The organism is Paenibacillus sp. 598K, from assembly GCF_003851045.1.
In the GTDB taxonomy this organism is placed as follows: domain Bacteria; phylum Bacillota; class Bacilli; order Paenibacillales; family Paenibacillaceae; genus Paenibacillus_D.
The window spans coordinates 213,879-239,661 of sequence record NZ_BFBX01000011.1 but is presented as its reverse complement, the minus strand read 5'-3'; the positions used below and the strand labels follow the sequence as shown (position 1 = coordinate 239,661).

Genomic DNA, 25,783 nt, shown 5'->3' with positions numbered 1-25,783 from the left:
CAGGGCCTGCCGCTCCCACGGTCGCAGCCTGCTCTCCGCTAGCTCCGCTCGGCAGCACAGCAGCTCCATCGCGGCTGGAGCTGCCAGTCGCGTCCGCTCCCCCGCCGCTAACCGCACGCTGTCCCGCTGACAGCGCAGCGCCGGGTATCCCCGCCGGCGCCGTCTCCTCGGCTTGCTGCGCCCTGCTAGCCGCCACAGGCGCTTGCGGCTGCGGCAGCATCGGCGCCGGAGGCGCAGCAGGCAGCAGTGCCGCCAGCTTGCTCCGATGCTCGGCCGCCTCGCGATCCAGCTCCTCCAGCTCGGACAGCGGCTCGGCTTGCTGCGCCAGCTCGCCCAGCCGCGTCGCACGCTCGGCGGCCTCAGAGCCGCCCGCCGTTGCCGCGCGCTGTGCCAGCGCCTCCGTCCACTCCGCCGCCTGCTTGCGATAGCGGCCTTTGATCGCAGCCGCCAGCGACTGGCAATAGTTCATCGTCGCTTCATTGCTGAACGCCGCGCCCGGCGCGATCTGCTCCTCCAGCAGCGCAGTGTCCAGCAATCCGGTCAGCTCTGCCGTCAGACGGCGCTCCAGCTCCTCATCCTGCCAGCCAAGCCTCGCGGCCGCCTTGCGGAACAGGTCGAGCAGATGCCACTCGATGCCTGAGCGGACACTCCCCATCAGCTCTTCATAGAATACCTCGCGACGCCGCTCCTGCTCCGCCGCCGTCTTCGCCCCGGCGAACAAGAGTCCCATCCGGAAGCCCGGCTTGCGGCTCTCCAGATAGGCATGCGCCAGGTCGCGGGTCGCCGCCGGCATCAGGTTGGCGTTGTCGAGCAGCGACTGCACCTCCTGCCGCAGGCTGATCCGCAGCTTATCCGGCGCCTCCTGGCGCGCCCGCTCGGCAGCGGCCAGACGCGCGAGCTCGCCGCGCACCTCGGCCAGCGCTGACTCCCCGCCGCCCCGCGCGATCAGCGCCTCGCGAGCGGGCTCCTGGCGCTCCGCCTGCCAGCGCGCATGCGCCTCCAGCAGATGGCGCGCCGAGGCAGCCACGCTGACGGCGCTCAGCTCGCGGCGCAGCTCCGCCAGCTCGGAGAGCAGCGTCTCCAGCGCCTCATATTGCTGATACGGATGCTCCGGCTGACGCATCGACAGGTAGAGGATGCCGGCCGGCTCCAGATGCCAGCCGGCGAATGCCTCCTCGACGCTGCGTTGATACGCCGCAAAGGACAGCTCCCGCTCCCGATGCTTGTCGATCTGGTTGACGATCAGGTAGAGCGGCTTGCCCCAGTCCTTCAGCTGCTTGGCAAAGGCGAAGTTAATCTCGGATTGCACATGGTTATAGTCCATCACATAAAAAACGACGTCCGCCAGATGCAGCGCCGATTCGGTCGCCATCCGATGAGCGTCATCCGTGGAATCGATGCCCGGCGTATCGAGCAGGACGGTATGTCCGCCAAGCCGGGGAATCGGGTACGTAATCGCCACCGACGCGAAGTCTTCCCCGTTGACGCAATACGCCTCCAGCTCCTCGGGCTTTGTCTCGATGAAGCTACGCTCGCCGCCTTGCATTCGTTCGATCCGTGCGCACGGCTCGCCATCGGCGATCGAGACGACGTTGGCGCTCGTCGGGATCGGACTCGAAGGCAACAGCTGCGCGCCGCACAGCCGATTGATCAAGGTCGATTTACCGGCCGAGAAGTGACCGCAAAAAGCAAGCGTCAGCTGCTGTGCTGCCAGCTTGCCGCCGACCTCGCGCAGACGCTCGGCATGCTGCCCGTCGCCTGCGGCTTCCATTTCCTGCGCAATTCGCAGAAGCGCAGCGGAGACCGGCTCCGCTGCGCTCTGAGTTGTGCTGCTCATATGTCTGATCTCCCCATATCCCTGCCTTGTATTGGTCGTGCTCTACTCGACAGCGGCTGGCTCGTTGCTGTCAGGAATGCAGATCTCAAATACGTTGCCGTGCTGCAAAATCGTAATGCCCCGTTTTCTCTCGCGCATGACGACAACCTCTGGCTTGACGCGCATACGCTCGAGGTATTGATCCGGCAGATCGCCTGCGCCACTGACCGTTACCCCTTCAAGGATGACCTCTTCGTTGTCTGCTGGAGGCGCTGCGATAATATCCGGATAAATATCCGAGAACAGTTCGAAGTTGTTGGTGTAAACAGAAATGCATTTCATCTTTTTCTCATCCTTTGCTGGGTATAGTTTTTTTCATTTCCTTAGGTTTCCTGACTGCGACCGGCTTCATACGTCTCTTGCCTTCCTTGCACCGATCGAGCAGCGTGCAGACCGTACATGCCGGCTGCTGGGCCTTGCAATGGTATCTCCCAAAAAAGATGAGTCGATGATGGGTCTCGGTCCATTCCTCTTCAGGGACTAGCTTCATCAGCTTCTTCTCGACCTCGAGCACGGAATCGTCCGCCTTCGCGACGCCGAGCCGCTTGGATACGCGCTCCACATGGGTGTCTACGGCGATCGCCGGGACGCCAAACGCGTTGGAGACGACGACATTGGCCGTCTTGCGACCGACGCCCGGCAGCTCGGTGAGCTGCTCGTGTGTACGCGGCACCTCGCCGTCATACTTGTCGATCAGCATGTGGCAAAGCTTCTGAATATGCGTCGCCTTGTTGCGGTACAAACCGATGCGGCGAATGTCCTGCTGCAGCTCCTCAAGCGGCACTGCGATATAATCCTCCGGCCGCTTATACTTGCGGAACAAGTCTGCGGTGACCCGGTTGACCGTCTCGTCTGTGCACTGGGCGGACAACAGGACCGCGATTGTCAGTTCAAAGGCGTTGCTATGATTCAATTCGCAATGAGCATCCGGAAACATCTCGCCGATGACATCCAGAATGTCTCTCATTTGTTTTTTGTTCATTTTTTACGCTCCCCAGTAATGGGCTTCGTTTCAAAGTGTAGCGAAAAATGTCGCGCTGCGCAAGCCTATTCCGCATGAAGTTCCAACAATATTTTCTCATAAACGCTGCAACCAACAACAGGGGGCGCCCATCAGGCGCCCCCTTGCTCTCATTCAACGTTCAGCCTGTCCTGCACGGTCCCGTTATTTCACGACTTCGACGAGCTTGCCGTTCGCAAAAAACAGTTTCACTTGATCGCCGTTTTTGAGCGCTTCGATGCTGCTCGCTGCGCCGTCCACAATAAATTTGGTGTCGGCCGTAATAGCAAACCGGTAGTTGTTGTCCATGATGCCGTTGCGCATCACCTGCAGCTCGCCTGCTGCCGCATCATGACGCCAGAAGGTACGCGTCATGCCGCTCTGCACAGCGATGACATACTGATCCTGCGCGTCCTTGCGGATCTGCACATGCTCGCCGATCGTCAGCGACGAGAGCGAAGTACTGGTCGTACCGTTGCGTTCGACCCGCACAGCGCTGCCCAAGGCATAATCATTGACTACGCCGCTGTAATCGGTCAGCGTCAGGCTGCCGTTCTGGATGCCAGTCAGCTTGCCTGCCTTGACGTCTACCACTTTAAGGCCTGCCGGCTGCTTGCCGACGAACGTCACATTGACCAGTTGTCCGGCAGACAGATTGGCGAGCGCGATCGGCTGATCATTGGCAGACTTCAACTGCCAGTTCGTCGTCACGAACCAATCCGCGACAGAGCCGTCAGCGGCCTTCAGCTTGATCTTCTTGGCTGTCTGATCGACCGAGACGATCTCCTGCTGCACGATGGAGTGAACCTGCAGCGCGACGACCTGGTCCTGATTGGCCCCGAGCAACGCCGACACCGTATCGCCGATCTTCACGTCGCTGATCGAAGCCGTCGTACGGCCGTACAACTCGACGCCCATCGTCTGATAATCGAGCGTGATCGTCGATCCGTTCTGCAGCGACAGCGTCAGCTTGTTGGACGTCTGGTTGAGCGCCGTCAGACGGCCTGTGTAGTTCAACACCAGCTCGATAGATACGGCTGTGCCGTCGGTGTAGCCGATCGTGATCTTCTTATTGCGCGTCAGCAAGTCCTCCGCAGCCTGCTGCGGGTAGACCGTACCGTTGTAAGTAATACGAGTGCCAGCCGCAAGCGTGATGGCCTCGGCGCGACCGCGATCATTGAGCACGGTCAGCACTTTCTTCTCCTTGTCATACGAGACGATTTGCGCCCCGTTCAAATACTCGACTTGTCGATTCATTACCTGAATCGCCGTTACGCTGCCCTGGTCATTGATCGTCAGCTGCACCCGATCGCCCTGTACCAGATCCGCCAGGGTCGGGCTGCTCAAGCCGTCGATAGCGACCTGTACATTCGGGGACAACAGATTTGCTTCAAGCTTGCTGCCAACCATATAGTTGATCGTCCGCGCATTGTCGCGGATGCTCTCGACGAGCTCGCCAGTCACCGTATAGCCGCCCGTCTGCGTCATCCGGATCGAGGTCACCTGGCTATTGACGACCTCGTACGTAATCGTGTTGCCAACCGTCACATCGCTCAGCTGCTTGACTTGATCGTTGAGGGCGATCAGCGCATTGCTCGCGACCTCCCATGTCTCCGGCTCGGTTGCGCCAGCGCTCAGCACGGTAATGGAGCTTGCGCCTACCGCCTGCACGGTGCCGCTGGCCGTTTTGTTGACCGGCGCGCCCTGTACCGTGATCGCGACGATCATCGGCTCGCTGCGGAACGTATCGCGCTGCACCTCGACCTGACTGCCGACGACGAGATCGGCGACGTTCATCGACTCGCCGTTGCTCGAGCGGACGCGTACGGAGCTGTCATACGGGACATCGACGAAGTCATTGCCGATCGACAGCCACAGCTTGTTTTCCGCCGGCACGACACGCGCGATCTCCCCCTTGATCGTCTCGACATGGGCGTCGTCGCTCATCCCCTCGACATAACGCGCCTGGCTGCCCTCGGCGAGCACAAGCGCTTCGGCGTACAAGGTCAGCTTTGCAGCGGAGGCTTGGGACTCCGAGTCGTAGCGATAAAACACAGAGCGGTTATCAAGCGCGTAGGTACGCGATTGCTGCGTCTCAGCATCGAACAGCGTCACCGCCGTATCGGTCAGATTGCTGACGATCCCGCGGAACTGCGACGGATACTCGACCTCGAATTGACCTTGCGCGCGGCTGAACAGCGTCGCCAGCATCGCCCGCGTCACGACGGTCTTCGGCTCGAATTTGTCGGCGGTCACCCCGTTCATCAGCTTAAGGTTGACGGCCGCATTGACGAAGCCGCGATAGTCGGCGTCGATCTGATTGCGATCGGCAAAGGTCGATGGCGCCGATGCCAGCTGTTCCGCGAGCGCGCTCTCGGCGATCGTCCGGATCAGCAGCCTGGTTACCCATTCGCGGCTGGCCTTGCTGGCGCCCCAGCCCTCCGCCGTCTTCTCGGACAGCTCAAATTCCTGATCGCGATTGAGCAGCCCGTGCTGCATCGCGTAGAGAATATATGGTCTGGCGTACTCCGACACGCCAAAATCCTCTGGGAAAACGGTCGTCGAAGACCGATCGATCTCATCCTCCAAGCCAAGGAATCGCACCGCCATCACTACCGCGTCCTGATGCGACACGCCGTCATTGACGCCGAAACGTCCGTCTGCCCCATAGCCTTGCACGATGCCCTGCAGCGACAGCTTGGCGATATGCTTCTCGGCCCAATGGCCAGCGGCAACGTCAACATAAGATGTTGCCTTCAATACGGCTGCGATGCTCTCCGCATAGGCGGCTGGGATGATTGTGCCGGTCGAGCCGGCGGATAAGGTAACGACGAGTGCTAGTGCAACTTTTTTCTGCCAAGACGACTTCCGAGTCATTGACAACAACGCCTCCATTCGGACTTTATGCGCTGTGAACGAGTCACAGCGCATAAGTCGACAAAGTATGATTAGAATTAATGAAGTTCTTCAACCGGTAATTATCGCCTCAAGCTATGGCGATTTGACGAACGGATGCTCCAAAATAACATGTCCCATCAACGATTCCGCCTGTCCGCCATCGACGAGCAGGTCAAGCGTCTCGAACGCTTCGAATTGAAACACCGTCTTGGTAATCGCATCGATCGTATACATCTCGCCACCTGAACCGTACCTGGCTTCGTCGGGAATCGTAAGATCCAATACGACATTGCCGTCCTCTACCGTTGCCATATTGATCTGGATCGGCTTCCAGAGCGACATCTGACCGTCGTCTCCATCCTCTTGCAGCTTCGCCAGCGCAGCCTCCAGCAGCTCCTGATCATTGGTGTAGCTGATCGTCTCTTCGGACTCATGCAGCTCCATCAGCTGGTCGTCCGTCCGGTACACCTTGATCGTGCGCTCCTGCGGGACAGCCTCGGTATCGTTGTCGGTCGGCTGCTCGCCGTCCTGCCCCTGCTGCTCGCCAGACTCGGCATCCTCCGGCTGTCCTTCTGTTGCGGGCTCGTCCACACCCGGCTGATTATCGGTTGTCGTATTCTCCACCCCCGGCGCAGCCGGGGTATCCGACAGCTGCTCCTCGCGGGCCCCGCAGCCAGCCAGCACCAGCACAGCCGCGCTTACGATGAGCAATGTTTTGACTCCACGCATCGCTTGTCCCTCCAGTCTGCTATGGGCGCGTCTGCACACCCTAAGACAATTTCAAGTAAGATTTGATGCCCGATACCATCTCTTTCGCGATGCGGTCGCGAATCTCCTCCTTGGCGAGCACGCTGTCGTCATGCTTATTCGACAGATAACCGGCTTCGATGAGGATCGCCGGCATCGTCGTCCGACGAATGACGGCAAAATTCGCCTGTCTTACCTTGCGATCCGGCAGACCGGTCGCCTTCACCAGATGCTTGTGCATCACATCGGCGAATGCGCGGCTGCTCTCACGATTATAGTAGGTTTCTGTACCTGTAATCTCTGGTCGGAAGCTATTGGCGTGAATCGAGAGGAACAGATCCGCGCCAAGGTTGTTCGCGAAGGTGGCCCGGTCGGCTAGCTCGACGAACGTATCGTCGCTGCGCGTCATATAGGGCTGAATCCGCGGCTCCTTGTCGAGCAGCGCCTTGATCTTCAGGGCAATCGCCAGATTAAATTCCTTCTCTTGCCGTTTGGTGACGCTGACTGCGCCTGGATCTTTGCCGCCATGGCCGGCGTCGATGACAACCTTATAGATCTTGTTGCCACTTCCGTCTGTGCCTGGCGACGGCACCGCTCCCGGCTCCGGGTATTTGACATCGATGATCAATTGGCCGTCGGTCTGCTCGATCTCATACGAGGTGGGCACGGCCAGGTCGAAGACGATGCGGACCGGCTTGCCGGCGTGCGCCGAGTATCGGATGCTGTTTAGTGCCGGGTGCCCGTCCACCGTATAAGTAGCCTCGCCCGATGGCGTGCCAGGTGCAAACGATACGCCAAACGAGGTGTTCGGCAAATCGAGCACAAGTCGATCCGGTCCCTTCAGCACCAGCATCTCGCTAGGCGTAACGACGCCGTCATAAGCGATCGTGAAACGGCTTACGCCGTCATATCCGATATCCTGGATATATCCGGCCGCAGGCGATGGCTCGGGACCAGTGACAGGCGGCGACGGCTCCGGCTGCTTTAAGCTTACGGACTTGGTGGCGCTATCCCAATGGACATCCAGTCCGAACTGCGAGCCGACGAATCGCAGCGGCAGCATCGTGCGTCCCTTTTCGATTAGCGGCGGAGCTTCCAGCTGTACAGACTGGCCGCCGACGACAGCGGTTATTTTGCCTACGGTCAGGATCATCTCGGTTTGTCCGTTATGTATACGTGCCGACTTGGTCGCCGCGTCCCAGCTTACCCCGAATCCCAGACCATCTGCGATGACGCCCACCGGCACCATCGTATACCCTTTGACAATACGCGGCTCGACATCGGCGGACAGGGCGTTCCCGTTCAGGAACAGCTTGGGCACGGCAGCGGCTTGTCCTGTCTGGGTCGTCAGGATAAGCATGACCGACAACATGAACAGCATCGATACTAACTTTTTCATCATTCACCTCGAAGACTGATTAGTTGGCTGATGACATCCGAACCGTCGCATCCGAATAACGCCAGACGAACATTTAGACGCAACCCGACATAAAAAGTTGCGTTTCGAGGAAATTTTTAACGGTCGGGAAGACGAGAAAGACCCGAACGCCTCGCGGTAAAGCGAATGATCCGGGTCTTGTCCGTTATATGCAGTCGCCCGTCTAAAGTCCGCTTAGAATGCTACGCGGCTCGCTTCGTACGCTGTAATTTTGTCTTCGTGCTGCAGCGTCAGACCGATATCGTCCAGCCCTTGCAGCAGGAACTGGCGGCGATGCTCGTCAAGCTCGAAGTCAATCGAGAGGCCCAACGAGTCGGTGATCCGGTTGTTCTCCAGGTCGACAGTCAGCTGATAGCCGTCGTTGGCCGCTGTCCGCTGGAACAGGTCCTCGACCTGAGCCTCGGAGAGCTTGATCGGCAGGATGCCGTTCTTGAAGCAGTTGTTGTAGAAAATATCGGCGTACGAAGGCGCAATGATGACCTTGAAGCCGTAGTCCAGAATCGCCCATGGCGCGTGCTCGCGGGAGGAGCCGCAGCCGAAGTTGGCGCGGGAGATCAGGACCGAAGCGCCCTCGTAACGCGCCTGATTCGGCGCGAAGTCCGGGTTGATATCGCCGTTCTCGTGGAATCTCCACTCATAGAACAGGAATTGGCCAAATCCGCTGCGCTCGATGCGCTTCAGGAACTGCTTGGGAATGATTGCGTCCGTATCCACATTGACCCGATCGACCGGGGCTACGATACCAGTAAGTTTAGTGAATGCTTCCATAATAGATGATTGCTCCTCTCAGTCGTTAGATCAATGGGCTACTGCCGTCTTGAATTCCCAGTCGCGTACATCGGTGAAATGGCCCTTGATCGCAGCAGCTGCAGCCATCTGCGGCGATACGAGATGCGTGCGTCCGCCGCGGCCTTGACGGCCTTCGAAGTTACGGTTGGATGTCGAAGCACAGCGTTGGCCAGGCTCCAGTACGTCCGGATTCATCGCCAGACACATCGAGCAGCCTGCGTCGCGCCATTCGAAGCCCGCTTCCACGAAGATTTTGTCCAGTCCCTCTTGCTCGGCCTGGATCTTGACGCGTCCGGAGCCCGGTACGACGATCGCAGTTACGCGGTCGCTTACCTTGTGGCCTTGCGCAACCTCGGCCGCTGCGCGCAGGTCCTCGATGCGGCCGTTGGTGCAGGAGCCGATGAATACGTAGTCGATGGCGATCTCGGACATTGGCGTGCCCGGCGTCAGGCCCATATATTCAAGCGCCTTCTCAGCGGCTTTGCGTTCGTTTTCGGTAGGCAGCTCGGATGGGACAGGTACGGTCGACGTGATGTCTGTGCCCATGCCCGGGCTAGTACCCCAGGTTACTTGCGGGATGAGGCTGTCGACGTCAAATTCGACAACGGTATCGTAAACGGCGCCTTCATCGGTTGTCAGCTGGCTCCATACCGCTACAGCTTCTTCGAACTTGTCGCCCTGCGGCGCGTATTCGCGACCACGCAGATAGTTGAAGGTTGTCTCGTCCGGCGCGATCAGACCAGCGCGCGCGCCTGCTTCGATCGACATGTTGCAGACGGTCATACGCTCTTCCATCGACAGGCTGCGGATCGCCTCACCTGTGTACTCCAGTACATAGCCAGTAGCAAAGTCGGTGCCGTACTGGGCGATAACGCCGAGGATCAAGTCCTTCGCCGTGACGCCAGGCTTGCGTTTGCCGACGAAGCGGACTTCCATCGTCTTGGCCTTGGATTGCTGCAGACATTGGGTCGCCATCACGTGCTCGACCTCGCTCGTGCCGATGCCAAACGCCAGCGCGCCGAACGCGCCATGTGTCGAGGTATGGCTATCGCCGCAGACGATCGTCTTGCCAGGATGCGTCAGCCCCAGCTCAGGACCCATAACGTGCACGACGCCTTGGTCAAGGCTGTTCAGGTCGTACAGCGTGACGCCAAAGTCTTGGCAGTTCTGCGTCAGCGTGTCGATCTGCTGCTTGGAGATCGGGTCCTTGATGTTGAAGCGGTCCTTGGTCGGTACGTTGTGATCCATCGTCGCGAAGGTCAGGTCGGGACGACGCACCTTGCGGCCAGACAAGCGCAGTCCTTCGAACGCCTGCGGCGATGTCACCTCATGGACCAGGTGCAGGTCGATATAGATGATGCTCGGCTTGCCTTCTTCCTGGTGAATGACGTGGTTGTCCCAGATTTTTTCAAACATCGTTCTCTTTTTGGTCATTTCGTTCACCTCATAAGTTGATGGGTTTCTGTTAGGCCTATCATAACATGGCATTACTCATTGTTCCAAGATATAATATCTATAGCATCAATAGGCACAGACTATAAGGGGACTAAATCAATGGAACTGAGACAATTGCAATACGTCGTGCAGATCGCTGCCGACAAAAACTTCTCCCGCGCTGCGGAGAAGCTCCACATCGCCCAGCCGTCCCTCAGCCAGCAGCTCGCCAAGCTGGAAAAGGAGCTCGGCCAGCAGCTGTTCCGACGCACGACCAACTCGGTCGAACCGACCCACGCCGGCGAGGTGTTCGTCGCCAAGGCGCGCGTCATCCTCGATGCCGTCGAGCAGCTCAAGCAGGAGATGGACGATCTCGGCCAGATGCGGCGCGGCCGTCTCGTCGTCGGCAGCCTGCCGATCACGGGCTCGCATATCCTGCCTGTCGTGCTGCCGCTCTTCCAGGAACGCTATCCCGAGATCGAGATCGTGCTGCTGGAGGACTCGACGAGCCGGCTGGAGCAGCTGACCGCCAGCGGCCAGACCGATCTCAGCCTGCTGTCGCTGCCGCTCCAGGAGCCCTCGCTCACCTGGGAGCCGCTGATCGAGGAGGAGATCAAGCTGGCCGTCCCTCCCCAGCATCGACTGGCGCGGGAGGCGGCGGCGAGCGGCCGCTCGGATGTGCGGATCGCCGAGCTCGCCGATGAGCCGTTCATCCTGCTCAAGCGCGGCCAGGGCTTCCGCCAGATCGCCTTTGAGCTATGCGCCGAAGGCGGCTTCGTGCCCCGCACCGTGTTCGAGAGCGGCAACATCGAGACAGTCCAGTCGCTCGTCGCGGCGGGGATGGGCATCGCCTTCGTACCGATGATGGTGACGCGGGCGGCGCGCAGTACTCTCGCTCCTGTCTATCTGTCGCTCTCCGATCCTCGGCCCTCGCGGACGCTCGTCGTCGCGAGCCGCCGCGGTCGTTATCTGTCCAAGGCCGCTGTCGCCTTTATCGCGACGATGAAGGAAGCGATCACCTCGCACTATCAGTCTTGATAGAGCGAAGGGCGACGGTCCTCAAACACCGGGATGCGGGTGCGCACCTCGTCGACGAGCGCCAGATCGATCGTCGCCTGCAGGATCGTCTCTTGGTCATCCGCCTCGGCGACGATCTCGCCCCACGGATCGATGACCATCGAGTGGCCAAAAAACGAGGTGCTGCCGCTGACGCCGGTACGGTTGCAGGCGACGACATACATCTGATTCTCGATCGCCCGCGCCATCAGCAGCGTCCGCCAGTGATGGAGACGCGGATTGGGCCATTCCGCAGGCACCAGCAGCAGCTTGGCGCCGCCGAGCGCCAGTCGCCGGGCCAGCTCCGGGAAGCGGATGTCGTAGCAGATCATCGCCGCTGCCGGCAGACCGTCGAGCTCAAGTGTCCCAGGCGCGTCTCCCGCCAGCAAATGCTTCTCCTCGTCCATCAGCCGGAACAGATGCATCTTCGAATACTCGGCCTGCAGCCGACCTTCCCGATCAAACGCATAAGCCGTATTGTAGACGCCGTCCTGCCGCTTCTCCGCGATCGATCCCGCGAGCACATGGATGCCGTGACGTCGGCTGTAGTCAGCGATGAGCGCTTTGGTCCGCTCGCCGTTCTCGTCGGCCAGCGCCTCGATCTCCTCCAGCGCATAGCCGGTGTTCCACATCTCGGGGAACATTACCAGGTCCGGCTTTGGCGTCAGCGCCGCGGCCTGCTCGAGCAACTGCTCGAGACGCGCAAAGTTGGCGTCCGGCGAGCCGGCCTGGATGTCCATTTGCAAGATGGCAAGATTCAGCTTTGTTTCTTTCATTACATACGCCTCCTGTTGTCCAATGCTCTAATCATACCGTGTCATGGAAACCTGTCAAGTTGGGAACATTAGTACAGCTTGCATCGTTTAGGTGCTTCATCCTCAACTCAAAGGAGGTCGATTCCATGTTTACACGCACGACGGTTGTGGCGCTGCTGACCTCAATCTTCCTGTCGCTGGTCGCGCCAGCCGCCTTCGCCGCAACGGCCAAGCCGGTCCAGGTATTCGACGTCGTCGCCGGCAAGGTCGTCAAGACGGTCGACAACAACGAGGAGTTCCAGCGCTACGCCAAAGGCTGGCTCGGCGCGGTCACCGGGCTCTCGCCGCAGCTGAAGCCGGACGAGAAATGCGGTTATGTCTACCGGGTGCCGCTCGATCAGCCCGTCACCGTCAAGACCGGCAAGCTTGAGGTCCAGACGGACGATGTCTTCCTGTTTTATTGTCCTGACAAGCCGGCGGTCCTGCTTATCTTCGACGCTCAGAAAAAACCTTATCTGCTGTCCTTCCAGGCCGATCTGCAGCCTTTCCTGAAAAAAATCGGTTCTCCTGCCGCGTAAGGGCTCGACACACTGCTATGGACACCGGACCCTTTAAACGAACGTTCGGTGTCCCTCTGTCAGACCATCCATATCGTCTAGGCTTCTTCCTTCCTACATAAAATGTCCTATCTAATTACTCGACACCTTTCTTGGAATCTGCTACATTAGGGGTACGATTTCGGCATAAGTCCGACAAAATGGAGTGGATTACTTATATGGATCTTGCAAATACAAAACGTCTTTTTCAACCGGCCAAGCGCATGCAAGGGCTGCCAGAGCAGTTTTTTGCCCGACTCGTCGCCAAGGCTAACGCCCAGGCTGCCAAAGGCCACGACATCATCAATCTCGGCCAGGGCAATCCCGATCAGCCGACGCCGCCCCATATCGTCGCCTCGCTGCGCGAAGCGGCGGCCAATCCGCTCTATCATCGCTACCCGCCCTTCGGCGGCTATCCCTTCCTGAAGCAGGCCGTCGCCAAGCGGTACAAGGAAGACTACAACGTCGATCTCGATCCCGAGACGGAGGTTGCGGTGCTCTTCGGCGGCAAGACCGGTCTCATCGAAATCAGCCAATGTCTGCTCGACCCAGGCGACGTCGCGCTCGTGCCCGATCCGGGCTATCCCGACTACTGGTCCGGCATCGCACTGGCCGGAGGCCGGATGTCGTTGATGCCGCTCAAGGCCGATCACGCCTTCTTGCCAGACTATAGCGCGCTCTCTCCCTCGGATGCCGAGCAAGCGAAGCTGATGTTCATCAACTATCCGAACAATCCGACAGGCGCTGTCGCAGACGCCGCCTTTTACAGCGACACAGTCGCTTTTGCCGAGCGCCACGGCATCGCTGTCGTCAGCGACTTCGCCTATGGCGCGATCGGCTTCGGCGCCGAGCGTCCGATCAGCTTCCTGCAGACGCCTGGGGCCAAAGAGGTCGGCTTTGAGATCTATACGCTCTCCAAGAGCTACAATATGGCCGGCTGGCGCGTCGGCTTCGCCGTCGGCAACGCCGAGCTGATCGGACTGATCAACCTGATCCAGGATCATTATTACTGCAGCTTGTTCGGGGGCATCCAGGAAGCCGCGGCGACCGCATTGACCGGACCGCAGCAGTGCGTCCTCGATCTCAATGCCACCTACGAGCTGCGGATGCACGCCCTGTTCGCCGCGCTCGAAGGCATCGGCTGGCACGCTGAGCGCCCGGGCGGCTCGTTTTTCTGCTGGCTGCCGATCCCGGCTTGCACCACCTCGGTCGCCTTCGCCGATCGGCTGCTCGAGGAGGCCAATGTCGTCGTCGCCCCCGGCGCAGGCTTCGGCACCCACGGCGAGGGCTACGTCCGCCTCGGCCTGCTCGCCGACGAGTCGCGCCTGGAGGAAGCCGTTCGCCGCATCGGATCATTGAATTTGTTCACCTAACATGATATGCTAGATCATATGAGATATGAGATCCAAACGTGATGACGGGAACCGCACGCCTTAGCCCATCGTGTCCAGAGAGTAGATTCCTAGGCTGTAAGAATCTATCCCGATGATGGCGTGTCCCCACCCCCGAACGGGCGGCGATGAGCCGCACAGCGCCTGCTGTTACCAGGCACCCGAGCAGGATGAGGCATGCGATGCATGACACTCGTCAATTAAAGGTGGTACCGCGGAAGCCCAGACTTTCGTCCTTGTTGGACGGGAGTCTTTTATATTTTTTGGTGAAAGAAAGGGATCGTTATGACAGAACGCATCGTCATCAAAATCGGCAGCAGCTCCTTGACCTCGGAAGCGACCGGCGGCCTCCACCGCGAGCGGATCGGCTTCTTCGCAGACGAGCTCGCCGCTCTCCATAAGCAAGGCATGCAGGTGCTGCTCGTCACCTCCGGCGCCGTCGCCGCCGGCTTCCGGCAGATCGGCTACAGCAGTCGGCCTCGGCTCGTGCATGAGAAGCAAGCGGCTGCAGCCGTCGGCCAGGCACTACTCATGCAAGCCTATCACGAGGCGTTTGGCCGCAGCGGCATCAGCGTCGCACAGGTGCTGCTCACCCGATCGGACTTCTCCAACCGAGAGCGCATCAACAACGCCCAGCGGACGATCGACGAGCTGCTCAGGCAGCGGGTCGTGCCGATCATCAATGAGAACGACACCGTCGCCACCGCCGAGCTGAAGTTCGGCGACAACGACACGCTCTCGGCGCTCGTCGCCAATCTGGTCAAGGCCTCGCAGCTGCTCATGCTGACCGATACCGACGGCCTCTATACCGAGGACCCGCGCAAAAATCCGCTCGCGAGGCGGCTCGCCCGCGTCGAGCAGATCTCGGCGGAGATCGAGCAGATCGCTGGCGGCTCCGGCNNNNCACCGGCGGCATGCGCTCGAAGATCGAGGCGGCCCGCATCGCGATGCGCGGCGGCATCCCCGCCTTCATCGGCCGTCTCAGCGATCCCGGCGATCTGTCCGCAGCCGTCGCCGGCGATGGCAAGGGCACGTACTTCGATACGAAGCTGCACACGCTGCCAATGAAAAAGCAATGGGTCAGCTTCCACTCGCAGCCGCAGGGCAGCATCACCGTCGACGAGGGCGCCGAGACCGCGCTCCTCACCGGCGGCAAAAGCTTGCTGCCCGCGGGCATCCGGGGCAGCGAGGGCGACTACCATCCCGGCGATGTCGTCGAGGTCCGCAATTTGCACCAGGAGACGATCGGGCGCGGCGTCGTCAACTATGCCGCGTGGCAGGTACAGGCGGCGGCCGGACTGAGCTCCGACGAGGTGCGTCAGCGTCTCGACGTCAGCCGCATCGAGGTGATCCATCGCGACGAATGGGTGCCGATGTAGAGTGGTTGCGATCTGTCCTCATTCCCATCTCGCGTGGTTCGGCAGCATGAGGGCGTTGGGACGCCCAGTTCTACGCTAACCTGCCCGTCTCGCATCGGCAACGCCACCTGTCATCACAGCGTACGAAATCATCCTATAGCTCTTAAGGAGGTCTATCAATATGAGTGAAGTAAGAGACAAAGCCCGCAAAGCCGGGACGACGACAGCCGTCATGAACCGGCTCACGACCGAACAAAAGAACGAAGCGCTGCGCGTCATGGCGGACGCGCTCGTCCGCGAGCAAGCGTCGATCATCGCCGCCAACGCCGAGGATCTGCAGCGCGGCAGAGACAACGGCACGAGCAGTTCGCTGCTCGACCGACTGGCGCTCGATGAGCAACGGATCGCCGGCATCGCCGAGGGACTGCGCCAGATCGCCGAACTGCCTGACCCTGTAGGCGAGCAGCTATCCGAGCTGGAGCGTCCCAATGGCTTGCAGATCCGCCAGATCCGCGTGCCGCTCGGCGTCATCGGCATGATCTACGAGGCCCGTCCCAACGTGACCGTCGACGCCGCCGGACTCTGTCTGAAGACTGGCAACGCCGTCGTGCTGCGCGGCGGCTCCGCGGCCCTCTCCTCGAACCGTCGCATCGTCGAGGTGCTGCATGAGGCGCTCGCGACAACCGACATGCCGCCCGATGCGCTGCAGCTGATCGAGGATGCCGACCGCGCCTCGGTCGACGAAATGCTGAAGCTCAAGGAAGCGCTCGACGTCGTCATCCCGCGCGGCGGCGCTTCGCTCATCCGCAACGTCGTTGAAAATGCGACCGTCCCAGTCATCGAAACCGGCGCTGGCATCTGTCACGTCTTCATCGATTCCGATGCGGACGCCGAGATGGCGTCGAACATCGTCTTCAACGCCAAGGTGCAGCGGCCTTCTGTCTGCAATTCGATCGAGACGTTGCTCATCCATGCGGACTACGCCGCCGAAGGGCTCCAGCCAATCGCCGCGCGCCTGATCGAAGCGAACGTCGAGCTGCGGGGCTGTGAGCGTACGCGGGCCTTGCTCGGCGCAGATGTGCGCCTGGCTACCGACGAGGACTATGCGACCGAGTACAACGACTATATCCTGAACATCCGCATCGTCGACAGCCTCGATGACGCGATCGCCCATATCGCCGCCTTCGGCACGCGCCATAGCGAATGCATCGTGACACGCAATGACGCGCATGCCGAGCGCTTCCTGCAGGATGTCGATTGCGCTGCCGTCTACCACAATGCCTCGACCCGCTTCACGGACGGCTTCGAATTCGGCTTCGGCGCCGAGATCGGCATCAGCACGCAAAAGCTGCATGCCCGCGGACCGATGGGACTGCCTGCGCTGACCTCGACCAAATACCAGATTGTCGGCAACGGACAGATCCGCGGCTGATCCTTCGTCTATCACGGACCTATACAGAAGTACAGGAGGAATACAGATGACACACTATGAGTCCCCCGCTATCGAGATCACCGGCCGCAAGCTTGCATTTTACGGCGCGGGTTCGATGGCCGAGGCCATCGTCAAAGGGATGCTCGACCGCCGGCTGGCGTTGCCCGAGCAGCTCGTCATGATCAATCGCAGCAACGCGGAGCGGCTGCAGGAGCTGCGCCAGCAGTATGGCGTCGCCACGCCTGACACAGAGGACGACAAGCTGCACCAGCTGCACGAGGCAGATGTGATCTTCCTCGCCGTCAAGCCCAAGGATGCGCAGGAGGCGCTCCTGAAGCTGCGCGACGTCGTCAAGAGCGGCCAGCTCATCATCTCGGTCATCGCCGGACTGTCGATCTCGACGATGGAGCAGCTGCTGGGCAAGCCGATCTCGATCGTTCGGACGATGCCCAACACCTCGAGCACGATCGGCCTCGGCGCGACCGGCCTGAGCTTCTCGGACAAGGTGACCAAGGCGCAGCAGGATATCACCATCGAGATCTTCCACAGCCTTGGCGTGACGATCGTCGTCGAGGAGCCGCTGCTCGATACCGTGACCGGTCTCTCGGGCACCGGCCCCGCCTATATCTACTATATGATGGAAGCGATGATCCAGGCCGGCCACGCCCTCGGTCTCGACGAGGCCGACGCTCGCAAGCTGACCGTACAGACCGTACTCGGCGCTGCCCGCATGGTACAGATCACCGGCGAAGAGCCGGCCGAGCTGCGACGCAAGGTTACCTCTCCCGGCGGCACGACGCAGGCGGCGATCGAGACGCTGGAGCAGCACCGATTCACCGATTCCGTCATGAAGGCCGTCTCCCGCGCCAAGCAGCGCGCAGGCGAGCTGGGAGCCATGATCGAAAGGAGCACGATTCAATGAAACCCTCACCAGGCATGTGTATCGCAACCTACCGCTGTTACGACGACAAAGCGGATTTCCATAAAAAAGCCCAATCCATCGCTGTCGGCCTGACCGTCGGCAGCTGGACCGATCTGCCCGAGGCCAAAAAAGCCGCGATGGAAAAGCATCTCGGCCAGGTCGTCGCCGTCGACGTGCACGAATCGCCGGACGGCGCGCCAGGCAGCCGCTATGCCGATCTCCATATCGCTTATCCCGAGGTGAACTTCAGTCGCGATATTCCGGCCCTGCTCGTCACCGTATTCGGCAAGCTGTCGATGGACGGCCGCATCAAGCTGATCGACCTCCATCTGTCGGAGTCGTTCCTTTCCGCCTTCCCCGGACCGAAGTACGGCATTCGCGGTCTGCGCGAGCAGCTTGGCGTCCATGATCGCCCGCTCTTGATGAGCATCTTCAAGTCGGTCATCGGCCATGATCTGGCAGGACTTGAGGAGCAATTTTACCAGCAGGCGCTCGGCGGCGTCGATCTGATCAAGGACGACGAGATCCTGTTCGAGAATCCGCTCACCCCGCTGGAGCGCCGCGTCGAGGTATGTATGGCGGCGGCCCGCCGGGCCGAGCAGGAGACCGGCCAAAAGCTGCTCTACGCCGTCAACCTGACCGGCCCGACCTCCCGTCTCGCCGAGCAAGCCAAAAAAGCCGTCGATGCCGGGGCCAACGCCCTGCTCTTCAACGTGCTGGCCTACGGCTATGACGTGCTGCATGAGCTGAGCAAGGACCCGGCCATCACCGTCCCGATCGCCGCGCATCCGGCGATGGCCGGCGCGCTCTATCCGTCGCCGCATTACGGCATCGCGGCGCCGCTCTTGCTCGGTAAGCTCATGCGGATCGCTGGCGCCGACCTGTCGCTCTTCCCTTCGCCGTACGGCTCGGTCGTCATGCCCAAGGAAGAGAACCTCGCGGTCCGGGACGCGCTGCTCTCCGAGGAGCTGCCGGTCGCAGCCAGCATGCCTGTGCCTTCGGCAGGCATCCATCCCGGCCTCGTGCCGCTTATCCTGCGCGACTTCGGCCAGCAGGTTGTCGTCAATGCCGGCGGCGGCATCCATGGCCATCCGATGGGCACTGCAGCGGGCGGACGCGCCTTCCGGCAAGCGATCGACGCGGCGACGAGCGGCCGCAAGCTGAGCGAGGCTGCCGCCGAGCATGAGGAGCTCCGCACAGCGCTTGAGCTATGGGGGAACAAGGAATGAGCAAGCGCCAGCAGGTGATCTTTTGCGATTTTGACGGGACCATCACGAAGAACGACAACATCGTCGCCATCATCCGTCACTTCAATCCTCCGGGATGGGAAGCGATCGTAGACGATATTATCCGGCAGCGCATGTCAATCCGCGAAGGTGTCGGCAAGCTGTTCTCGCTGCTGCCGACCTCGCGTCAGGAGGAGGTCGTCGCCTATGCCATTTCCAATGCGGAGATCCGCGACGGCTTCGCCGAGTTGCTCGCCTACTGCAAGGCGGAGCAGATTCCGTTTTATGTGACGAGCGGCGGCATCGACTTTTTCGTCTATCCGATCCTCTCCCGCTTCGACATCCCGGTCGATCATATCTACTGCAACGGCAGCAGCTTCGCGGGCGAGACGATCGAGATTACGTGGCCGCATCCGTGCGACGATGGGTGCGACCGAGACTGCGGCATGTGCAAGACGACGATCATGCGGCGCTTCCCGCCCGAGCGCTACGAGCGCATCCTGATCGGCGACAGCGTCACCGACTTCGAGGGGGCCAAGCTGGCCGACGTCGTCTTCTCCCGTTCGCATCTGTCCGAGAAATGCCGCGAGCTGGGATTGCCGTTTGTGCCGTACGAGACGTTCCATGAAGTGACGGAAAAATTAACGCAGTTGCGAGGTCAATCACATTAAACAAAACGATTTCGTCGTCTGTTTGACGGCGCGAAAGGACGAATCATAGATGACTTTTTCTGCTATCGCCCTTGAGGACAAGCAACGGGCGCTCTCGGAGCTGGCCGACGCCAAGCAGCTGTTCGCGGATCGCGGCTGGTTCGCGGGCACGAGCGGCAACCTGTCGATGCGGGTCGGCGAGTTCAACCCGGAGCAATTTCATTTTGCAATCACCGCCAGCGGCAAGGACAAATCCCAACGCACGCCTGAGGACTTCCTGTTCGTCGATCAGCAGGGCAAGCCGGTCGAGAATACCCGTCTGAAGCCGTCGGCCGAGACGCTCATCCATTGCGAAATCTACCGTCTGACTGGCTGCGGCGCGATCTATCATGTGCATACCGTGTTTAATAATCTGGTCTCCGAGTGGTTCTACGAGCGCGGCGCAGTGCCGATCGAAGGCGTCGAGCTGATCAAGGCATTTAACATCTGGGATGAGGAAGCCGTCATCGATGTCCCGATCGTGCCGAACTATGCGGATATCCCGCGCATCGTGCCCGAGGTGACGCGGGTGATGAACAAGCAGGTGCCCGGCATCCTGCTGCGCAAGCACGGCATCTATGCGTGGGGCGCTAACGGCTTCGAAGCGAAACGACATCTCGAGGCGTTCGAGTACCTGTTCGAGTACGCGTACCGCTACGAGCTGCTCAAAGCGACGCGCCGATAACGCCGATGCGTATCCAGGAGGTCGCCGATCGGCTCGGCACAACGGCGCGCGCGATTCGTCTCTATGAGCAGAAGGGGCTGCTGCAGCCCCATAAGGATGCAGATAACGGGTACAGACGTTATACCGAGTCGGATGTCGATACGTTACGGAGAATATTGGCTATGCGGGAGCTCGGCATGTCGCTTGCGACGATTGCCGGGCTCTTGTCCGCTAGCGGGCGAACAGCGGAATGGGCGGATCATCTGGAGGCTGCTCGCGCTTCCCTGTATAGACAGCATCTCGCCGCCGCACAGGGACTGCAGGCGCTCGATGGCGTCATCGCTGCGTTGGAGCAACGTTCGAGCGTGCCGGAGCAAGCGATGCTCGACGCGGCCGAGCATCTGCGAGAGAGCCGGCTACTCAGGGAGTCGTGGCAAGACCGCTGGGACTACGATGATGTTGCCAGACGTATGGAGCAAGAGAAGGGATTGCCGCTCGCATTTCCGGTCGACGACCTCTCGGAGAGCGCATACGAGCAGACGCTCGATGTTGTAGCGACCCGCCTCGCAGCGCGCCCCGGCGAGCTGGGTGTGGACCTGGGCACCGGCCTTGGCAACCTGACCGGGCGGCTGGCCGCCGCAGGAGCCGACATCGTCGGCATCGAGCAATCGACCGAGATGCTGCGGGCGTGTCGTCAGCGTTACCCGCAGCTCTCTTTCCGACTCGGCAATCTGCTGGCCTTGCCGCTCCCGGACCATACCGCCGACTTCGTCGCCTGCAGCTTCGCCTTCCACCACCTGACCTCCCGTCAGCAGCGGCTGGCGCTGCAAGAGATTGACCGCATCCTGAGGCCGAACGGCCGACTCTGTCTGGCCGGACTAACCACAGCCGTTCCGTGCGATGCAGCGACCACAGACGATGCCCCGTGGTATCCGATTGACACGGCGGGCTTCATGACGTGGTGCGCCGGACGGGGCTTGCACGGGGAGTTCCTGCCCGCGACGGCCAGCACCGTCGTCATGATCGGCAGGCCGCTCTCCGTTTGAGCGATCTACCTGCTTCAGGAGGCACTCGCTCCTCCTCCCGCTAATACGATTCCTAAGGGTGAGTACAATCAAAATTTCCATCGAAGTCATAGACGCTGCTCAAGAAGAGGAGATCCTCATCAGGTGCCATCAAGTCGATGAGGAGCTGCACAGGCTTGTACATACCATCGCAACCGAAACGTCCATTATACTCGGCTACCATGATGACAGGATCAGTCGCCTCCAGCTCGGGGATATCTATTATTTTGAAGCCGTTGACGGAAAAGTGTTTGCTTACAGCAAGAACAATGTTTATGAAGTGAAACAAAAGCTCTATGAGCTCGAGGAACGATACAAAGAAAAGCATTGCTTCCGCGCTTCCAAGTCGACCATTCTCAATATAGCCCGGATTTCCAGCATTCATCCATCGATTAGCGGCCGGTTCCATGCTGTCATGGATAATGGAGAAAAGGTCGTTATATCACGGCAGTATGTGCCGACGCTTAAACGCATGCTGGGACTTTAAAGGAGGCCATTCGATGAAGCGTTCCGAGCTTATTAAGGAAACGATGAGAGATTTTTTGCTTATCTTTGCCTCGATCACCATCATCATCGCTATTTTACGGCAAATCTTTGCGCCTGACGCCGATTTCGAGTTAAAGACGATCTTTATCTTGATGGCATTCTCTTTTCTTGGTTCTTTGACATCGATCCTTTTATATTCGCCACATGCGATTAGCGAAAGCCGGATGCGCCTGCGCGTCATTTTTCATTTCCTCTTTCTGGAGGTTCTTTTAGTTTCTCTGGCTGTCGTACTGCAGCTTGTGTACGGTGCTTTCGAAATCCTGGTATTGGCTTTGCAGATTGCCGCCGTCTATGTGATCGTCCGCTTACTGACGTATAAGAATGACAAAAAGGAAGCCGAAAAAATCAATGAAAGGTTAAAAGCCTTTAAAAACAAGGGCTAATTTACCGCTTCACTCCTTGTTTTTTTACAGCTTATTGCCCCTCAGCTACAGCTTATCGTTTACCCATATACACCTCCCCCGCCATTGCGTATGATGAAAATCAATACACACTGGAGGGGACATCAAATGGAGATCTTCATTCTTATCGTTGCGTTGGTCTGTGAACTGGTCATTGCCGCGTATTCCATTGCAACCAAGCAAAGCCGCAATAAAATCAAGCGTTGGACGAGAATCGCCCTGTTTGTAGCATTCGTCGTGCTGAGCTTGGGGAAGGTTGTTGAATGGGGGTTTACTTGGGGGCTTTTTACAATCCTGCTGTTTATTTTAGCGCTTAAGGAAGGTATTGGGCTCCTGCGCAAACAAACACCCCCTCCGCAATACAAAGCGTTCTCAACAATATGGAAATCCCTCTTGTTAGCGCTGACCCTAGTTATTGCTCTTGTTCCTGCTTTGTTATTCCCACAGCACCGGTTGCCGCAAGTGACAGGTCCGTATGCCGTAGCGACCGCCACTTACACCTACTGGGACAACAATCGCATCGAACCATTTACAGATCAGGGAGATCATCGGTTTGTGAACGTGGAATTTTGGTATCCTGAGCGGACCGAAGGCATCTATCCTTTACTTGTGTTCTCCCATGGGGCATTTGGGATTAAGACAAGCAACACCTCTACCTTCATAGAGCTGGCTAGCCACGGCTATGTCGTCGTATCGATCGATCATCCCTATCATTCGTTTTATACGGTGTCCGAGGATGGCACGATCGTGACGATTAATCGCAGGTACATGCAAGAAGTGAATGACGCAAATAAAGAGGGCGTTTATTCGCTTGGTCAGTTTTTCGAGCTTACTCAGAAATGGATGGCCTTGCGAACCGCTGATATGAATTTCGTCCTGAATACGATTCTGGAACAAGCGGGGCAACAAAAAGCGGCTGTATATGAACGTATCGATACAGAAAAAATAGGCGTGTTTGGCCATTCTATGGGCGGCGCCGCAAGCGTAGCGCTGAGCCGAGAACGCCATGATATCGACGCTGTTGTCAATATAGATGCGCCGTTCTTTAGCGAGCTGCTGTATGACCAGGCTGCGAACCGATTCACTGCAAAGTCAGAGCCCTACATACTCCCGCTGCTGAACATATATTCGGATGATGTGTGGATACAGCTCGACAGCAGCTCAACCTATATCGCGAATCGAACGACGAATCCTAATTTCAAGGGTGCCTATACCGTCCATATTAAAGGTGCAAAACATCTCAGCTTAACCGACCTGCCTCTATACTCGCCATTTTTGGCCAGCCTGTTGCAAGGAGGCAGAAAAGCGGATGTGGATAAGTATTATGCGATAGAAACTGAAAATGAGCTTATCCTTCGTTTTTTTGACAATGCTCTGAAGCATCAAGGACCGTTTACTCCGAAAACGACTTATTGAGCAAACAATCTTACTCCCCCGGGTAACCGCATCTACGCCTCGGACAATTCCTGTACTGTATCGAGCATGGCTTGCAGCGCAGCGGACCGCTCCGGACGCGCCACGGTGATGAAGCCTAGCTCCAACGTGCGGTACGACTCGGGCAGCTCGACGATCGCCAGATTCCCCTGTTGCTCGGCCTCTTCTAGCGATGAGCGGGGCAGCAGGGTGACTCCCAGCTCTGCCGTCACCCCTCGCAAGATCGTATCCAGCGCGCCGAACTCCGTGATTGCCGGGTAACGAATACCGTACTGCTCCAGCAGCGAATCGACAGTCGCTTGATGCGAGCAGCCCACCTCAAAAAATAACAGCGGCTTTTTCAACTGCTCCGCCAGCCCGACCGATGCATCTGCGCTCGCTAACACCAACTCGTCATCTGCCAGCTTCCTATACTCCAGCTCGGGCTGCGCCAATGGACCATACACAATCGCGCCATGCAGCTCTTGCCGCACGACTTTGTCGATCAACTCATGATTGACGCCAGTAACGACTGATGGCCGAGCCTCCGGGTAGCGGGCCCGAAGCGTGGCGAGCAGCGGGGTCAAGGCGGAAGACGCCGCCGCTTCGACGGTGCCGAGCCGTAGCTTCTCTACCGGCTGCTTGCCGCTGCCTGTCGCTTCCTCTGCCTCCTGCATCAGATTCAGGATCGGATCGGCATACGCCAGCAGATGATGGCCCGCTTCGGTCAAGCGCATGCCGCGCGGCAGCCGCTCGAACAGTTCGACCTGCAGCTCCTTCTCCAGCTGTTTGATTCGTACCGACAGATTGGACGGCACATAGTTCAGTTTTTCGGCCGCTCTGCCGATACTTCCCTCCCGCGCCACCGCCCGGAACATTTTTAGCGCTGTCGCATCCATGAGTTCTCCTCCTTCTCCCTATCTTTGTCCCAATCGCTGAAAAAAAACGATGGCTGCGTTCATTTTCATTCATTTTACGCGACTTCCCGCCCGGGCTACAATAACCTCGTAGCAATTAATCCTATCTTATAATCATAACCCTGTCTGGCCGAGCGTGCCCCCTCGGCGAGCAGGAAGGAGGAAACCAATGAAAGCAATGCTGCATACCGCGCCAGTCGGCTTGTCGGGACTCTCCCTCGGATCGAAGGCGCCGCGTCCGCCGCGCAAGGGCGAGGTACAGGTTCGTCTCAAAGCCGCCGGACTCAACCATCGGGACCTGTTCGTCATGGCCGCCCATCGCGTCGACGATCCGCCGCTCATCCCCGGTTCGGACGGTGCAGGGATCGTCTCGCAGATCGGCGAGGAGGTGAGCGGCATCTCCCTGGGCGACGAAGTCGTGATCCTGCCGACCCTTGGTTGGGAACGGACAGCGGACGTCCCGACGGTGCCGGATATTGTCGGCGGTCCGACCGATGGCACGCTTGCCGAGTATATTACGCTGCCCGCTGCTAATATTTTTCCCAAGCCGTCGCATCTCAATTGGCAGGAAGCCGCTGTCCTCGCCTTGTCCGGGCTGACGGCCTATCGGGCGCTGTTTACGCGCGGCCGTCTGCAACGGGGAGATCATGTGCTCTTGCCGGGCATTGGAGGAGGCGTCGCTACGTTTGCCCTGTTGTTCGCGCTAGCTGCGGGGGCGACCGTCACGGTAAGCTCTCGCAGCCCGCTCAAGCGGCGCGAGGCGTTGCGATTGGGCGCGACGACAGTGCTGGACAGCGCCGATAGCTGGAGCGGCAGCGACGTATCGCGGCCTGTCGATCTGGTGATCGACGGCATCGGACAAGCCATGTTCGACAATTACACGCAGGTGCTGCGGCCGGGCGGCGCCATCGTCATCTTTGGCGCCAGCTCCGGCGACCGGCTGGACGTGCCGATCCGCGACATTTTCTTCCCCCAGCACACGATATTAGGCACCTCGATGGGGAGCCGAGAGGAATTCACTCAGATGCTGGACTGGGTCAATCGCCATCAGCTCCGGCCAGTCGTGGACAGCTGTTATCCGCTGGAGCAGACCCCTCTCGCCTTCGAGCGAATGGCAAGCGCCGAGCAATTCGGCAATCTGGCCATCGCCGTCGATGTCGATGGTGCCTGA

The 25,783-nt window shown here is 59.4% G+C and carries 24 protein-coding genes and 1 pseudogene; 15 read left to right on the top strand and 10 right to left on the bottom strand.

Going from position 1 to position 25,783, the window contains the following annotated elements; genetic code table 11:
- The 8 genes from PA598K_RS37740 to leuC form a co-directional block, all read right to left on the bottom strand.
- Nucleotides 1-1,837, bottom strand: a 1,837-nt coding sequence (locus PA598K_RS37740; protein WP_260405273.1) for a dynamin family protein, incomplete at its 3' end; no start/stop codon positions are given.
- A gap of 42 nt (nucleotides 1,838-1,879) precedes the next feature.
- Nucleotides 1,880-2,158, bottom strand: coding sequence for an NAD/NADP transhydrogenase alpha subunit (locus PA598K_RS05425; protein WP_128655944.1), 279 nt, complete (start codon nucleotides 2,156-2,158; stop codon nucleotides 1,880-1,882).
- A 7-nt stretch (nucleotides 2,159-2,165) separates the two neighbouring features.
- The gene (gene nth / locus PA598K_RS05420) at nucleotides 2,166-2,858 is read right to left on the bottom strand and encodes an endonuclease III (protein ID WP_128655943.1); all 693 of its coding nucleotides are present in this window, start codon (nucleotides 2,856-2,858) and stop codon (nucleotides 2,166-2,168) included.
- 183 nt (nucleotides 2,859-3,041) lie between these two features.
- Nucleotides 3,042-5,753, bottom strand: coding sequence for an S-layer homology domain-containing protein (locus PA598K_RS05415; protein WP_185601587.1), 2,712 nt, complete (start codon nucleotides 5,751-5,753; stop codon nucleotides 3,042-3,044).
- A 114-nt stretch (nucleotides 5,754-5,867) separates the two neighbouring features.
- Nucleotides 5,868-6,503: a GerMN domain-containing protein gene (locus PA598K_RS05410; protein WP_128655941.1), complete on the bottom strand. Its 636-nt coding sequence runs from the start codon at nucleotides 6,501-6,503 to the stop codon at nucleotides 5,868-5,870.
- 40 nt (nucleotides 6,504-6,543) lie between these two features.
- Complete coding sequence (locus PA598K_RS05405; RefSeq protein ID WP_185601585.1) at nucleotides 6,544-7,920, bottom strand: N-acetylmuramoyl-L-alanine amidase family protein; 1,377 nt, start codon at nucleotides 7,918-7,920, stop codon at nucleotides 6,544-6,546.
- 213 nt (nucleotides 7,921-8,133) lie between these two features.
- Entirely contained in the window at nucleotides 8,134-8,727 is a 594-nt protein-coding gene (leuD, locus tag PA598K_RS05400; protein WP_128655939.1) for a 3-isopropylmalate dehydratase small subunit, read from the bottom strand.
- Nucleotides 8,728-8,757: 30 nt separating this feature from the next.
- Nucleotides 8,758-10,182: a 3-isopropylmalate dehydratase large subunit gene (gene leuC / locus PA598K_RS05395; RefSeq protein WP_128655938.1), complete on the bottom strand. Its 1,425-nt coding sequence runs from the start codon at nucleotides 10,180-10,182 to the stop codon at nucleotides 8,758-8,760.
- 120 nt (nucleotides 10,183-10,302) lie between these two features.
- Here leuC and PA598K_RS05390 point away from each other — a divergent pair, with 120 nt between their 5' ends.
- The gene (locus PA598K_RS05390) at nucleotides 10,303-11,220 is read left to right on the top strand and encodes a LysR family transcriptional regulator (protein WP_128655937.1); all 918 of its coding nucleotides are present in this window, start codon (nucleotides 10,303-10,305) and stop codon (nucleotides 11,218-11,220) included.
- Here PA598K_RS05390 and PA598K_RS05385 read toward each other — a convergent pair.
- Complete coding sequence (locus PA598K_RS05385) at nucleotides 11,211-12,014, bottom strand: carbon-nitrogen family hydrolase (protein ID WP_128655936.1); 804 nt, start codon at nucleotides 12,012-12,014, stop codon at nucleotides 11,211-11,213. The two genes, PA598K_RS05390 and PA598K_RS05385, sit on opposite strands and share 10 nt — an antisense overlap.
- Before the next feature lie 125 nt (nucleotides 12,015-12,139).
- Between PA598K_RS05385 and PA598K_RS05380 the strand changes: the two genes are divergently transcribed.
- From PA598K_RS05380 to PA598K_RS05325, 13 genes and pseudogenes are all read left to right on the top strand, one after another.
- A complete protein-coding gene (locus tag PA598K_RS05380) occupies nucleotides 12,140-12,571 on the top strand; it encodes a hypothetical protein (RefSeq protein ID WP_128655935.1) in 432 nt (143 codons plus the stop codon).
- Between the two features lie 197 nt (nucleotides 12,572-12,768).
- Nucleotides 12,769-13,962: a pyridoxal phosphate-dependent aminotransferase gene (locus PA598K_RS05375; protein ID WP_128655934.1), complete on the top strand. Its 1,194-nt coding sequence runs from the start codon at nucleotides 12,769-12,771 to the stop codon at nucleotides 13,960-13,962.
- A 303-nt stretch (nucleotides 13,963-14,265) separates the two neighbouring features.
- Nucleotides 14,266-14,880, top strand: a pseudogene (gene proB / locus PA598K_RS37735) (glutamate 5-kinase); the annotation flags it as partial.
- 4 nt (nucleotides 14,881-14,884) lie between these two features.
- Nucleotides 14,885-15,359: PUA domain-containing protein (locus PA598K_RS37730; RefSeq protein ID WP_307719863.1), on the top strand; the 475-nt coding region annotated here is incomplete at its 5' end.
- A 160-nt stretch (nucleotides 15,360-15,519) separates the two neighbouring features.
- On the top strand, nucleotides 15,520-16,770 hold the full coding sequence (locus PA598K_RS05365) for a glutamate-5-semialdehyde dehydrogenase (RefSeq protein ID WP_128655933.1): 1,251 nt from the start codon (nucleotides 15,520-15,522) through the stop codon (nucleotides 16,768-16,770).
- A 46-nt stretch (nucleotides 16,771-16,816) separates the two neighbouring features.
- Entirely contained in the window at nucleotides 16,817-17,692 is an 876-nt protein-coding gene (gene proC / locus PA598K_RS05360) for a pyrroline-5-carboxylate reductase (RefSeq protein WP_128655932.1), read from the top strand.
- Nucleotides 17,689-18,921 (top strand): 2,3-diketo-5-methylthiopentyl-1-phosphate enolase, encoded by a 1,233-nt coding sequence (locus tag PA598K_RS05355; protein WP_128655931.1) that lies wholly within the window; start codon nucleotides 17,689-17,691, stop codon nucleotides 18,919-18,921. Before proC ends, PA598K_RS05355 begins: the two co-directional genes overlap by 4 nt.
- Nucleotides 18,918-19,589 (top strand): 2-hydroxy-3-keto-5-methylthiopentenyl-1-phosphate phosphatase, encoded by a 672-nt coding sequence (locus tag PA598K_RS05350; RefSeq protein WP_128655930.1) that lies wholly within the window; start codon nucleotides 18,918-18,920, stop codon nucleotides 19,587-19,589. Before PA598K_RS05355 ends, PA598K_RS05350 begins: the two co-directional genes overlap by 4 nt.
- 49 nt (nucleotides 19,590-19,638) lie before the next feature.
- The gene (mtnB, locus tag PA598K_RS05345) at nucleotides 19,639-20,292 is read left to right on the top strand and encodes a methylthioribulose 1-phosphate dehydratase (RefSeq protein WP_128655929.1); all 654 of its coding nucleotides are present in this window, start codon (nucleotides 19,639-19,641) and stop codon (nucleotides 20,290-20,292) included.
- Between the two features lie 5 nt (nucleotides 20,293-20,297).
- The gene (locus PA598K_RS05340) at nucleotides 20,298-21,317 is read left to right on the top strand and encodes a MerR family transcriptional regulator (RefSeq protein WP_128655928.1); all 1,020 of its coding nucleotides are present in this window, start codon (nucleotides 20,298-20,300) and stop codon (nucleotides 21,315-21,317) included.
- Between the two features lie 58 nt (nucleotides 21,318-21,375).
- The gene (locus PA598K_RS05335) at nucleotides 21,376-21,822 is read left to right on the top strand and encodes a LytTR family DNA-binding domain-containing protein (protein WP_260405272.1); all 447 of its coding nucleotides are present in this window, start codon (nucleotides 21,376-21,378) and stop codon (nucleotides 21,820-21,822) included.
- 13 nt (nucleotides 21,823-21,835) lie between these two features.
- On the top strand, nucleotides 21,836-22,264 hold the full coding sequence (locus tag PA598K_RS05330; RefSeq protein ID WP_185601583.1) for a DUF3021 family protein: 429 nt from the start codon (nucleotides 21,836-21,838) through the stop codon (nucleotides 22,262-22,264).
- Between the two features lie 126 nt (nucleotides 22,265-22,390).
- On the top strand, nucleotides 22,391-23,698 hold the full coding sequence (locus tag PA598K_RS05325; RefSeq protein ID WP_128655926.1) for an alpha/beta hydrolase family protein: 1,308 nt from the start codon (nucleotides 22,391-22,393) through the stop codon (nucleotides 23,696-23,698).
- Nucleotides 23,699-23,730: 32 nt separating this feature from the next.
- Here the strand turns inward: PA598K_RS05325 and PA598K_RS05320 are convergent, their stop codons facing one another.
- On the bottom strand, nucleotides 23,731-24,594 hold the full coding sequence (locus tag PA598K_RS05320; RefSeq protein ID WP_128655925.1) for a LysR family transcriptional regulator: 864 nt from the start codon (nucleotides 24,592-24,594) through the stop codon (nucleotides 23,731-23,733).
- Between the two features lie 187 nt (nucleotides 24,595-24,781).
- Between PA598K_RS05320 and PA598K_RS05315 the strand changes: the two genes are divergently transcribed.
- Complete coding sequence (locus PA598K_RS05315) at nucleotides 24,782-25,783, top strand: zinc-binding dehydrogenase (protein ID WP_128655924.1); 1,002 nt, start codon at nucleotides 24,782-24,784, stop codon at nucleotides 25,781-25,783.